Source organism: Sporichthyaceae bacterium (assembly GCA_036493475.1).
GTDB lineage: Bacteria > Actinomycetota > Actinomycetes > Sporichthyales > Sporichthyaceae > DASQPJ01.
On sequence record DASXPS010000032.1, the window covers coordinates 14,793 to 26,624 of the forward strand.

Annotated in this window: 12 protein-coding genes; 4 read left to right on the forward strand and 8 right to left on the reverse strand. The window is 71.9% G+C overall.

What is annotated here, in order from left to right:
* Positions 1–16: 16 nt before the first annotated feature.
* The 7 genes from VGJ14_03810 to VGJ14_03840 all read right to left on the reverse strand — a co-directional run bounded on the left by VGJ14_03810 (position 17) and on the right by VGJ14_03840 (position 7,203).
* Positions 17–712 carry an ABC transporter ATP-binding protein gene (locus tag VGJ14_03810; GenBank protein ID HEY2831525.1) on the reverse strand — a complete coding sequence of 232 codons (696 nt, stop codon included), beginning with the start codon at positions 710–712 and terminating at the stop codon, positions 17–19.
* On the reverse strand, positions 709–2,634 hold the full coding sequence (locus VGJ14_03815) for an ABC transporter permease (GenBank protein ID HEY2831526.1): 1,926 nt from the start codon (positions 2,632–2,634) through the stop codon (positions 709–711). Before VGJ14_03815 ends, VGJ14_03810 begins: the two co-directional genes overlap by 4 nt.
* Complete coding sequence (locus VGJ14_03820) at positions 2,631–3,053, reverse strand: hypothetical protein (protein ID HEY2831527.1); 423 nt, start codon at positions 3,051–3,053, stop codon at positions 2,631–2,633. Before VGJ14_03820 ends, VGJ14_03815 begins: the two co-directional genes overlap by 4 nt.
* Positions 3,050–3,388 carry a hypothetical protein gene (locus VGJ14_03825; GenBank protein ID HEY2831528.1) on the reverse strand — a complete coding sequence of 113 codons (339 nt, stop codon included), beginning with the start codon at positions 3,386–3,388 and terminating at the stop codon, positions 3,050–3,052. The genes VGJ14_03820 and VGJ14_03825 overlap by 4 nt, the downstream gene beginning before the upstream one ends.
* Positions 3,385–4,626: a hypothetical protein gene (locus tag VGJ14_03830; protein HEY2831529.1), complete on the reverse strand. Its 1,242-nt coding sequence runs from the start codon at positions 4,624–4,626 to the stop codon at positions 3,385–3,387. Before VGJ14_03830 ends, VGJ14_03825 begins: the two co-directional genes overlap by 4 nt.
* Before the next feature lie 142 nt (positions 4,627–4,768).
* Entirely contained in the window at positions 4,769–6,061 is a 1,293-nt protein-coding gene (locus tag VGJ14_03835) for an amidohydrolase family protein (protein HEY2831530.1), read from the reverse strand.
* Positions 6,055–7,203 (reverse strand): CoA transferase, encoded by a 1,149-nt coding sequence (locus tag VGJ14_03840; protein HEY2831531.1) that lies wholly within the window; start codon positions 7,201–7,203, stop codon positions 6,055–6,057. The genes VGJ14_03835 and VGJ14_03840 overlap by 7 nt, the downstream gene beginning before the upstream one ends.
* 24 nt (positions 7,204–7,227) lie before the next feature.
* Between VGJ14_03840 and VGJ14_03845 the strand changes: the two genes are divergently transcribed.
* Positions 7,228–8,136, forward strand: a complete 909-nt coding sequence (locus VGJ14_03845; GenBank protein HEY2831532.1) for an enoyl-CoA hydratase/isomerase family protein — start codon at positions 7,228–7,230, stop codon at positions 8,134–8,136.
* Here the strand turns inward: VGJ14_03845 and VGJ14_03850 are convergent.
* Positions 8,066–8,686, reverse strand: coding sequence for an HAD family phosphatase (locus VGJ14_03850; protein ID HEY2831533.1), 621 nt, complete (start codon positions 8,684–8,686; stop codon positions 8,066–8,068). The two genes, VGJ14_03845 and VGJ14_03850, sit on opposite strands and share 71 nt — an antisense overlap.
* A 116-nt stretch (positions 8,687–8,802) precedes the next feature.
* Between VGJ14_03850 and VGJ14_03855 the strand changes: the two genes are divergently transcribed.
* Genes VGJ14_03855 through VGJ14_03865 form a run of 3 tightly spaced genes read left to right on the forward strand, consistent with a single transcriptional unit; the run spans position 8,803 to position 11,751 of the window.
* Positions 8,803–10,035, forward strand: a complete 1,233-nt coding sequence (locus VGJ14_03855; protein HEY2831534.1) for a CoA transferase — start codon at positions 8,803–8,805, stop codon at positions 10,033–10,035.
* Positions 10,032–10,340: a hypothetical protein gene (locus VGJ14_03860; protein ID HEY2831535.1), complete on the forward strand. Its 309-nt coding sequence runs from the start codon at positions 10,032–10,034 to the stop codon at positions 10,338–10,340. The genes VGJ14_03855 and VGJ14_03860 overlap by 4 nt, the downstream gene beginning before the upstream one ends.
* A gap of 7 nt (positions 10,341–10,347) precedes the next feature.
* On the forward strand, positions 10,348–11,751 hold the full coding sequence (locus VGJ14_03865; GenBank protein ID HEY2831536.1) for a long-chain fatty acid--CoA ligase: 1,404 nt from the start codon (positions 10,348–10,350) through the stop codon (positions 11,749–11,751).
* Positions 11,752–11,832: the final 81 nt, after the last annotated feature.

An 11,832-nucleotide genomic window follows, 5' to 3' on the forward strand; every position in this document is an offset into this window, starting at 1 on the left:
TCCTTCGTGGTGCGGCTCAGGCGGCGCCGAGATAGCGGGCGGCGAGGGCGTCCGCGTCGAGCTCGCCGGGTTCACCGGCGAAGTCCACGACACCCTTGGTCAGCAGGTAGACCATGTCGGCGAACGCGAGCGCCTTGGTCACGTACTGCTCGACGAGCAGTAGAGCGGTCCCGCGCGCGGCGAGTCGGCGCAGGAAGTCATAGATCGTCTCGACCACGATGGGCGCCAGACCCATCGACACCTCGTCGAGCAGGACGTAGCGGGGTCCGGTGAGGTAGGCGCGGGTGAGCGCGAGCATCTGCTGCTCGCCGCCGCTCATGGTCCCGGCGAGCTGGTCCAATCGCTTGCCCAGTACGGGAAATGCTTCCCGGGCCAGCTCGACGGTGTCCGGGCGTAGTTTGCCGCCGACCATCACCCGCAGGTTGTCCCGCACGGTCAGACCGGGGAACACCGCGCGGTTCTCCGGGATGTGGCACAGGCCCCGGCCGGCGAGCTGGTGTGGCCGGGCGTGGGTGACGTCCTTGCCGGCCAGCGTGATGGTGCCCGCGGTCGGGTGCAGCATCCCGGAGCAGGCGCGCAGCAGCGTGCTCTTGCCGGCCCCGTTCGGGCCGAGCAGCGCCACCACCCGGCCGGCGGGCACGGTGAGGTCGACGCCGCGCAGCACCGGGGTGCCGCCGTAGCCGGCCTTGATGTTGCGCAGCACCAGACTCATGCGCGCACCCCCGCCAGTTCGTTCCGGGTGCGCTCGCGGACCGGGCTGCGGCGGATCCGGTCGGCGTGCCGCGGGGCGTCTGCGGCCAGCCACCGGGACACCGATGGACCGAAGGTGGAGGCGAACACCGCGAGCACGCCGAACGCGATGGTCTGCCACTGCACGGTGTCCGGATCGGTGAAGTAGCTGGGCATGACCACGAGCACGAATGCGGCGAGCACCGGGGCGAGCACCGGGCTGCGTCCGACGAAGGACAGCACAGCCAGCCACAGCAGGCTGTTGAACGACACCAGCGCGGCGGCGCTGGTCCCGGAGCTGGACACCGAACCGGTGACGCCGACGAACAGCGCGCCGCCCACCCCGGCCAGGGCCGCGGAGATGCAAAACACGCCGACCCGGGTGATGTTCACCGACGCACCGTGGGTGGCCAGCGCAACGGGGGAGTCGGCCAGGGCGTTGAGCAGGCGGCCCAGCCGGGAGCGGCGGATCAGCACCACCAGGCCGATCGCGGCGACCCCGAAAACCAGGCAGAGATAGAAATACCCGGTGTCGGTGTTCAGATTGAGCAGGTGCGGGCGGCCGCCCTCGCGCTGCCCGTAGCGGCCGAACATGACATCGCGGTTGTAGAGCAACTGCTCGACCAGGATGCCGAAGCCGAGCGTGGCCAGCGCCAGGAACAGCCCGGACAGCCGGATCGCCGGGATGGCCACGAACGCACCGATCGGAATGGCCACCGCGGCTGCGGCCAGCACCCCGAAGCCCCACGGCAGACCCCAGCCGTGCGTGACGTGGCTGAAGGTCGTCGCGCCGATCGCGACGAATGCGACCTGACACAGCGTCACCTGGTTGGACAGTTCCACCAGCAGGTACAGCGAGGCGTAGATGACGATGAACACTGCGCCGAGCGTGTAGACGGGGACCCGGGTGTTGAACACGTGTGGGATGGCGATGGCGCCCGCGGTGGCGGCGAGCAGCAGGGCGCCGTTGACCGGGCGGGGCAGGCGGATCGGCTCGCGCACGTCGCGGCGCGCGGAGCGTTCGATAAACGAGCCGCTGCGGGTGAACACCAGCACGCAGAACAGCACCAGGAACGGGAGGCTGGTGTCCAGGTTCGGGAGATCCTTGAGGAACCCGACGTTGCGGGTCACCTTCGGTGCGTGCAGCAGCGCCGCGGCCACGCCGATGGCCAGACCGCCGATGAAGGTTCGGCCCAGGTGGGTGAATCGGCCCACCGCGGCGGCGCCGAACGCCTGCACCACCACCAGGGTGAGCAGCAACGCGTCCAGCCCGATGGCCGGTGCGATCAGCAGCCCGGACAGGCCCGCGAACGCCGACCCGATCGCCCACGACTTCACCTGCACGCCCGCCGGTGCGGTGCCCGCAAGGTCGAGCAGGTCGCTGTTGTCCACCACCGAGCGCATGTGCAGGCCCAGAGTGCTGACCCGGAACAGCAGGCCGAGCGCGAGCACCGCGATGACCGCGATGGCGAAGGTGATGGCTTGGTCGTAGCCGATCCGAACGTCGGCGATGGTGAACGTCTTGGTGGGCAGCGGTGTGTCCAACGGGAACGGCGCGATGCCGTACCGCACCTGCAATCCGCCCTGGATGGCCAGCACCACGCCGATGGTGGCGACCACCCGTCGCGCGGTGCCGGCATCGGCCAGCCGGGACGCGATCAGCGCCAGTACCAAGCCGCCCAGTGGGGCCGCGACGCCGACGGCGAGTAGCACGGCCACCCAGGCGGGCAGGCCCTGCCGGTCGCGCAGGTCGTAGAAGATGTAGGCGGTTGCGGCACCCACCGCGCCGTGCGCGAAGTTGAAGATGCCCGAGGTCTTGTAGGTCAGTACCAGGCCGGCCGCGGCCAGCCCGTAGAGGGAGCCGGCGACCAGGCCGATGACGACGAAGGGCAGCAGGTCGGTCATGCGCACCACTCGCACGGGACGCGGCCGGCGCTCTGCGGAGTGCCGGGCAGTCGTTCGATGTCCTTACCGGATAACAGTTCGCAGCCGCGCCGGTGCGCTCGCACGGTGTTGCGCACGGCGTACCAGGCGGTGTCCACGATGCTCGGGGCGACCCGGGTGGTGACGGGCCGCCGGGCGCGCAGCACCCGGTGTCGTCGCAGCGCGATGATCCGGTGCGCCCACAGCACCAGGGCCGCGCCGCCGCCCACCGGCAGCAGCATGGCGGCGACTGCCAGGACCGCCCAGCCGAGTTGAGTGTGCACGTCGGTGGCGTTGGCCGCACCGAGCCAGGACACGGCGATCAGCACGCCGCCGAGGCCGGCGGCGAGAACCACGAACCGAATCTGGGCGTGCGACCAGAGGGTCCGGGTCGAGCTCACCCGGTTCTCGCTTCCGCCCGCTCCGTCGGCAGTACGTCCACGTGATGTACCGCGGGCTTGGCGGCCGGGCGCTCGATGACGGTCTGGTCGTCGTCGAGGTCGTCGAGCTTGCGCCACTCGTCGCGCAGATCCGCGGACAGCCAGAGAATGCCGCCCAGGCCGAGCAGGAACAGCCCGCCGATGCCGCCGGAGACCAGGTACGGCAACTGCTGTGCGGTGAGGGCCTCCTTGGACACCCCGTGCCAGCCGAGGATCAGCGCGATCGCACCGGCGAGCGCGCAGGTGCCGGCGGCGACGCGGTCCCACTGCACCCGGACCCAGCGCAGCAGGTTCATCGTGCCCCCAGCCTTCGAACCATGCGGATCCACAGCACCATCGCCAGGCCGGCGATGGGCAGCACCAGGTAGAAGTGGCTGAGGTCCAGCCGGGTCACCAACGCGTTGGGGGAAGCCACCGGCGCGAAGGTGACAGTGGGGGGTTTCGCCGCGGGTGCGCCCGGCGCAGCGGGCCCGGTCGGCACAACCGGCACGCCGAGGACGGCGCTCGGCGCCACGCCGGTCGGCGACGGCACGCTGGTGTCGATCCCGGCCGGCGACGTGATCGCCGGGTTGCCCGTTAGGAGCGGCAGGGCACGGTTCTCCACGCTGGCTGCGGTCTGACCGATCGTCACCTCGGCGATGACCTGTTCCACGCCCGAAGCCAACTGGGACGGGGGATGCTGCACGCTGCGGATGCGCAGCCCGGCACTGGTGATGCCGTCGGCGGTGCGGATCTCCGGCAGGTAGCTGATGGTGGTGCCGGAAGCCTCCAGCGCCTTGAGCATCGCGGCACCGGCGGCCGAGGTCGCGGTGAGTGCGCCGTCCGGGCCGGACAACTTCTCCCCGAGCGGCACGCGCTGGCCGGCGATGGTCAGCGCTGCCACGGAGAAGTCCGCGGTGAGCTGCAGCTGCCCGGACGGGGCGCGGGTGGCGGTGGCCACGCTGCGCACGCCGTTGATGACCAGCTGGTCGGAGATGGCGATGTCGGTGGCGATGCCCTCGGCGCGGGCGACGAGTTGCCCGGACGAGGGTTCGTAGTGCACGTCGGCCAGGCCGGTGTTCGCGCCGTTGGCGGTGTGGCCGCGGCTGGACGTTTCCGCGGAGTCGGCCTCCAGAACCACCGGACCGGCCTCCACGCGCTGCTCGGGCTGGGTCGGGTTGCTGCTCGACGCGATCAGCGGATAGTTCGGGATGACCTGCGAGGTCTGGCCGTTGGACAGGCCCGCGATCAGGCCGGGCGCGAGCACCGCGGACTGGCTGGGGTACGGGTCGGAGGCGAACGCGGTGGAGGTGCCCAGCGAGGTCAGCTCGGCCTGCACCACAGACGCGCCGCCGTCGATGAGTTGGCCGAACACCACCGCGGGCTCGGCGGTGAAGTTGACCGCGATCAGCCGGGCGTCGGCCAGGCCGCTGTAGGTGGAGTCGGCCCGGGCGGGCGGCGACCCAACCACGCTCAGGACCACGGCACCCGCGGACGCCAGCAACCCGACCGGGCTTGCCAGTCGATTGCGTCGCCCCGGGACTGAGGTCACCATGCCATTCAGCCTCCGAAACACCCCCTGTGTCAAGGAAATCGATGCCTGATTTTCCGCGTCGCGGAGGCGTGATTCCCGTTCAGGGGTGGGTAATCGGCAGCGGAAGGAGCGATCTGGCGGCCGTCCGTGGCCGGAAACCGGTTCAGGCCACGCGTCGGCCTGCGATGAAGGTGGCCACCGTGTGTTCGCCGGGGCTGCGCAGGACCAGGTCGGCGGGACAGCCCACGGTGATCCGGCGCGGTGGACCGCCGGGATCCTCGGGCGGCGCCAGGTAGCCGGCCAGCGCGGTGGCGTGGTCCAGGCATTCGGCGGGACCCAGCGCCTCGCCGTCCGGGGTGCGTCGGGTGACCGCGGCGTCGATCACCGCCCACGGGTCCAGCGGGCCGTTTGGGGCGTCGCTGGACAACGCAACCGGGATGCCCGCGGCGTGCAACGAGGCGCAGCGGTAGAGGTCTTGCTGGTCGGCCGCGGGCACGTCGCGGCGGTAGTCGTGGCCGCGGTCGGCGAGGAAACCGGGTTGGGTGACCACCCGGAGGCGGTGCTTGACCAGCAGGGGGATGGCTTCGGCGGGCACGATGGCGGCGTGCTCGAGGCGGTCGCCGGGGCGGGTGCCGACGGTGTCGAGGGCGGCGAGCAGCAGCGCGAGGGCCTCGCGGGTCACGCAGTGCACGGCCACGGCCCGGTCGGTGTCGTGCGCGGCGTCGATGCGGTTGGCGAGCTCGTCGAGGTCGGGCAGGGCGCCGTCGGCGAGCACGAGCTTGTAGGGCCCGACGCTGACGCCCGGCGGGGGGTGGCTCCCCGGGCCGATGCCCAACGCGGTGACGTGCTGGGGGAGTGCGCCGGCGTCGAGGGTGTCCAGATCTGGGGTGGCGTCGGTGACGGCGGTGATGCCGTGGCTCGCCAGCAGGGCACCGACCGGGGTGAGGTCCGGCGGGGTGGCGGGTAATCGGCTGCGCAGCCAGGGATCCGCGCGCCAGAGCCGGCCGGTGGGGGCACCGACCGGGTCGCGTTCGATGCCGGGGTGGTCGGCGGTGGCCAGGCCGAGGAGGTGCGCGCCGAGGGTGTTCACGCTCCACAGCGCGCCGCTGCGGTGCTGGACGCGGACCGGGCGCTGGGCGTGCAGGGTGTCGAGGGTGGCGGCGTCGAGGTCGTCGGCGCTGCCGGTGGCGCGGATCCAGCCGTGCGCGTCGGGGGTCGCTGCGCCAAGCGCCGTGCGGGCGGCGGTGTGGTCGAGGCCGGCCAGACAGACCGAGGTCAGTGCTGCGGCGAGGGCGTGCAGGTGCAGGTGGTGGTCGACCAGGCCGGGCAGCACGGTGGCGCCCACGGCGTCGAGGACTTCTTCGCCGCGCAGGTCGCTGCCGATCTCGGTGACGCGGCCCTGCGCCAGTCGCAGGTCGACGACGCGGCCGTCCAGCGTGGCGTTGCGGATCAGCATCCGATTTCCTTGCGGACGGTCTCGGTGTCCGCGCCGGAGGTCGGTGCGTCGCCGCGCGGGGTGCGTGCGCGTGGCGCGGCGAGGTCGCCGGTGGCGATTACTGTCGGCTCGGCGTCGATCAGCGTGCTCGCGATCACGTCGTGCATGGACACCTCGACCAGGCTGCCCGGTGCCGCGCTGACCGCGCGGGCGGCCGCGGTGAGGCCGGCCAGCGGATCCGCGATGGCATCGCCGACGAACACCGGCCCGTGCGCGTCGGTGGCGACCAGGCCCGCGCCGGCGGCGACGTCGTCGCCGAAGCCGATGCGGTTGCTGTGGCGGCCGGCCGCCGTGATGGACACCCAGGTGGCGTGCGTGGATTCGGGTCCTAGGCCCCACGCGGCCAGTGCTCGCGGGCGGGATGCCTCGATCACGATGTCGGCTCGTTCGACCAGGGCGTGCAGCAGGCGTTGACCGTCGGGATCTGCCGGATCGGCGACCACCGAGCGGTGCCCGGCGTGCAGCAGGCGGTAGAACTCCGCGTTGCCGTAGCGAGCGCCGTCCGGGCGGTCCGGCGTCTCGACCTTGATGACCTGCGCCCCGGCCAGGCCGAGCAGGTGCGCGCACAGCGGCCCCGCCCACAGCGCGCTGAAGTCGACCACCAGCAGCCCCGGCACCGACCGCGCTGCCGCCCAATCTGTCGTTGCGTCCGAAGAAGAGTGTCCGGGCACCCGCACTTCTTCGGACGCTACGGCAGTGGCGGCGACGCCGAGGAGCGCGGCGCGCTCGGCGAGGTCGGCGGCGGGGCGTTCGCGCAGCCAGGCGCCGACTGCCGGCCACGGGTCGCCGACCACCTCTCGGCCGATGAGTGCGCCGAGCAGGGCCGGGTCGTCGGGCCGGGTGCAGGACACGGCCGCCCAGCCGTGGGCGGTGGGCAGCAGTCGGCAACTGCCGCCGAGCGAGATGGCGCCGTTGCGTCGATGGCCGGTGAATGCGGCCCGCTCGGCCAGCAGCCCCGCGCCGTCCACGCCGAGGTACTCGCCGAGTTGGCGCGCCCGGCTCGCGGCGTCGCCGGGGGGGATCAGTGCCGGGCCACCCTGACGCCCCGTCAGGTGTGCGATTCCGCCGGCCAGCCAATCGGTGATGCGCTGTCCGGCCGGCACCGCGCGACCATACACTCGGCGCCCGTGAGCGCTCGGCAGGCCGTGATGGTGGGCAAGCTCGCGATGGCGTTCGTCCCGCGGGGTGCGGAGAGCTCGCCCGACGAGATCGGCGTTGACCACCTGCGGCACGTCGCGCGGCACCTCGATGAGGTGAACCGGGTCCACCCCGGCGCCGTCGCCGCCGTGGTGGACGTGCTGGACCAGACCCTGGCCCTCGACGTCGAGGCCGCGCTCGAGCTCGAGTCGCGGGCCTACTCGGCTCTGTTGGCCGGGCCCGAATTCGCGCGTTGGCTGGACAACCGCGGCCCCCGCCCACTGCCCCCGCTGGTCGATGACCCGGTGCTGCTGCGCCGCGACCGTGACGTTCTGTACGTCACGCTCAACCGGCCCGAACGCCGCAATGCCTACGGCGCGCAACTGCGCGACGCCCTGGTCGCTGCGCTCGACGTGGCACTGCACGACCCCGACGTGCGGGTGGTGCTCGACGGCGCCGGCCCGTGCTTCTGTGCCGGCGGCGACCTGGCCGAGTTCGGCACCGCGCCGGACCTGGAGACGGCGCACCTCATCCGGACCCGGCACGGCGCCGCCCGACCGCTGCACGCGCTGGCCGAGCGCACCGAGGTGCGGCTGCACGGGCCGTGCATCGGCGCGGGCATCGAGCTCGCCGCGTTCGCCGGGCGGGTCCTTGCCGCGCCGGGCACGACCTTCCGGCTGCCCGAGATCGGTATGGGGCTGATCCCCGGCGCGGGCGGCACGGTCAGCATTCCGCGACGCATCGGGGTGCCCCGCACGCTCTATCTCGCGCTGAGCGGGGTCGACCTCGACGTCCAGACCGCGCTGGCGTGGGGTCTCGTCGACGAGATCAGCCCGGACTTAGCACATCGAGCACGCCCGTGCGGACCAGCTCGGCCCGGCAGGATTCCCGGTCGGTGAACAGGATCGGGTGCAGGCCCAACGCGGCGGCGGCGTCGGTGTTGCGCGGTAGGTCGTCGACGAAGGCGACCTCGGCGGGGTCCTTGCCGAGCCGCTCGCACAGCGCGAGATAGATGCGCGGGTCGGGCTTGCGCACGCCGACCTCGCTGGAGTCCAGCACCACGTCGAACAGCTCGAAGCGGAACGTCTCCCGCCACCCGGCGTCGGCCACGTTGTTGGTGACCAGCGCCACCGGGCAGGACTTCCGCACCTCTTCGACGAGGTCGAGCATGAGCGGGTCGAGCCGCTCGCCCTCGCCCGCGGCCAGCGCCAAGCGGCGGATGTCGATGCGTTGGCCGTGCCGCCGCTCGGCGTCGGTGCACACGTACTTGAAGAACTCCCGCGAGCTGATCTCGCCGATCTCCAGCCGCGCCATCTCCGGGTCGTCGCGGAAGTAGCCGACCAGGGCCGCCGCGGGCAGCCCGAGCTCGTCGCCGTAGGTGGCCAACCCGCCGAACGAGGTGTAGGTCAGCACCCCACCGAAGTCGAACGCCACCGCGGTTACCGTCACCGCCAAAACATAGAACGATTTATTGCCTTTCGCCAGGACGTCGATGGTGCACCCGCTCGCGCTACGGCAAATAATTCGTTACAGTATTTAGCGACTTCAAGACAGGGAGGTCGTCCGTGGCGGGTCCGATGGCGGGCGTGCGCGTGCTGGAGGTCGCGCAGTACACCTTCGTGCCCGCGGCCGGCGCGGTGCTGGCCGACTGGGGCGCGCAGGTCGTCAAGGTCGAGCACGCCGAACGCGGCGACGCGCAGCGCGGCATCGTGAAACTGCTCGGGCATGACCTGTACAGCCAGGGATCGTCGTTCTTCCCGGTGATGGAGGGTCCGAACCGTGGCAAGCGCAGCATCGGTCTGGCGCTGGACAACCCCGCGTCGCGGCCGGTGCTTTCCGAGCTCATTCGGCGCAGCGACGTGTTCCTCACCAACTACCTGCCCGCGGCGCGGGCCAAGCTCGGCATCGACCTTGCCGACGTGCGCGCGCTCAACCCGGACATCGTCTATGTGCGCGGCAGCGGTTTTGGCCAACGCGGGCCGGAGGCGGACAAGGGCGGCTACGACAGCACCGCGTTCTGGGCCCGCGGCGGGTCTGCGGCCGGCGCGACGGCACCCGGCGCGGAACAGCTGGTGCGCATGCCGTCGGGCGCTTATGGGGACTGCACCGGCGGCATGACCATCGCGGGCGGCATCGCCGCCGCGTTGTTCAAGCGGGCGATGACGGGGGAGACGTCGGTGGTCGACGTGTCGCTGCTCGGTGTGGGCGCGTGGACCACGCAGTTCACCGTCAACTTGGCGCTGATGAACGGCGGCCCGTTGCCGCAGAACAACCGGCCCAAGAACGGGTCGGCGGCCAACCCGCTGTCCGGTTCCTATCGCACCGCCGATGACCGGTGGTTGGAACTGACGATGCTTCAGCCGGGTCGGTACTGGCCGGAGTTCTGCGCGGCGGTGGGGCGGCCGGAGCTGGCCGCGGATGCGCGGTTCGCCGATACCGCTGGGCTGATGGCCAATGCCGGGGCGGCTGCCGAGTTGGTCGCGGAGCTCCTCGCGTCGCGCCCGTTGGCCGAGTGGATTGACATCCTGGGCAAGGTTGCGGGGCAGTGGGCGGTGGTGCAGAACTCCTGGGAGGTCGCGCAGGACTCCTCGCTGCGCGCCAACGGCGGCATCGGTGCGGTGGTTGACGCCGAGGGCGTCACCCGCGAGCTGGTCACCAACCCGGTGCAGTTCGACGAGACCGCGCCGAGCTTGACCCGCGCCCCGCAGTTCGCCGAGCACACCGACGAGGTGCTGCGCGAGCTCGGGCTGTCCGACGAGGAGCTGATCACGTTGAAGATCGTCGGAGCGGCCACGTGAAGGCGGGCATCGGCCAGACATTGGCCAGCGCAGTGGATGCCACCACGGTGGTCGTGGTGCGCTGGCCGGATGTCGATCTGGAGCTGACCTGCGGTGGCGCGGCGATGGTGGACGCCAAGGATCCGGCGACGGGCAGTGGTACCCCCGACCCGGCGCACGCGGCGGGTTCGCAACTCGGCAAGCGTTATGTGGATGCCTCCGGTGGCGTGGAACTGCTGTGCACCAAGGCGGGCACCGGCACCCTCGCGGTGAACGGCGAGCCTCTGACCATCAAGGCCGCGCAGGCCCTGCCCGCGTCGGACTGAGGTCGCCGTGCACCTGAGCATGCTGCTCGACATGGCCGTCGACGGCTTCGGCGACCGGGTGGTGGTCGGACCACGCGCCGGTGGTCTGACGCCTACTCAGCTGCAGCGATTGGCCCGCGGGGGCGCCCGTCTGGCCGCGGACGCCGACGCGATCGTGTACCTGGCGGTGAGCGGCCCGGCGTTCCCGGTGGCGCTGTTCGCCGCGGCGTATGCCGGGGTGCCGCTGGTGCCCATCAACTACCGGCTCGGCGCCCAGCAGCTGGCCGACCTGCTGGGCCGGCACCCGCGGGCGTTGGTGATCGCGGACGACACCTCGGAGAAGTTCCTTGTCCATGCGGCGAGCGCGGACCCGGTCGATGCGCCCGCGGACACCGACGCGCCCGCGGTGGTCATCTACACCTCCGGGACCACCTCGGCGCCCAAGGGCGTGCTGCTGCGCCACGCGAATCTGGTCTCCTACGTGTTCGGCACGGTGGAGTTCGCCGCCGCCGATGCCGACGAGGCGGCGTTGATGAGTGTCCCGCCGTACCACATCGCCGGGGTCTCCAACGTGCTCAGCAATCTGTTCGCGGGCCGCCGGGTGGTGTCGTTGCCCGCGTTCGAGCCGGTGGAGTGGCTGGCCACCGTGCGCGCGGAGGGCGTCACCAACGCGATGGTGGTGCCGACCATGCTGGCCCGCATCATGGCCGTCCACGGCGACCGTTGCGTGCCGTCGCTGCGCACCTTGGCCTACGGCGGTGCGGCCATGCCGCCGCGGGTCATCGAGGCCGCGCTACGCCAGTGGCCACACGTCGGCTTCGTGAACGCCTACGGTCTGACCGAGACCTCGTCGACGGTGTCGGTGCTCGGCCCGGACGACCATCGCGCCGCGCTGTCCTCGGACGATCCCGAGGTGCGCGCCCGGCTGCACTCGGCGGGCCGCCCCGTGCCCGGCGTCGAGGTGGAGATCCGTCACGGCCGCATCTGGATCCGTGGTGAGCAGGTGTCCGGGGAGTACGCCGGCGCCGGCCCCGCGGTGGACGCCCGCGGCTTCTTCGACACCCGCGACTCCGGCCGCCTGGACGACGCGGGCTTTCTGTTCGTCACCGGGCGCGTCGACGACACCATCATCCGCGGCGGGGAGAACATCGCCCCGGCGGAGATCGAGGACGTGCTGCTGCGGCATCCCGACGTCGTCGACGCCGCAGTGGTCGGTGTCCCCGACGAGGAGTGGGGCCAGCGACTGGAGGCCGTCGTCGTCTGCACCCCCGGTCCGACCCCGGACCCCGAGGACCTCCGCGCCCACGTCCGCGCCGCCCTGCGTTCGTCCAAGACCCCCGACCGCATCGTGTTCCGCGCTCAGCTGCCGCGCACCCCGACCGGCAAGCTGCTCCGCCGCGACGTCGTTTCCGACCTCGTCACCGCCCACTGACGTTCCCGCGGTAACGCTTTCTGTCGCGTACGGGGACAAGCTCCAACTCGGCTACACCGTCGCGCTGTTGTGCGACGGGGA

What these genes read in the sequence shown, in the direction of transcription:
- VGJ14_03810 (HEY2831525.1), bottom strand. Translation starts at nt 712, where the DNA reads ATGAGTCTGGTGCTGCGCAACATCAAGGCCGGCTACGGCGGCACCCCG.
- VGJ14_03815 (HEY2831526.1), bottom strand. Translation starts at nt 2,634, where the DNA reads ATGACCGACCTGCTGCCCTTCGTCGTCATCGGCCTGGTCGCCGGCTCC.
- VGJ14_03825 (HEY2831528.1), bottom strand. Translation starts at nt 3,388, where the DNA reads ATGAACCTGCTGCGCTGGGTCCGGGTGCAGTGGGACCGCGTCGCCGCC.
- VGJ14_03830 (HEY2831529.1), bottom strand. Translation starts at nt 4,626, where the DNA reads ATGGTGACCTCAGTCCCGGGGCGACGCAATCGACTGGCAAGCCCGGTC.
- VGJ14_03835 (HEY2831530.1), bottom strand. Translation starts at nt 6,061, where the DNA reads ATGCTGATCCGCAACGCCACGCTGGACGGCCGCGTCGTCGACCTGCGA.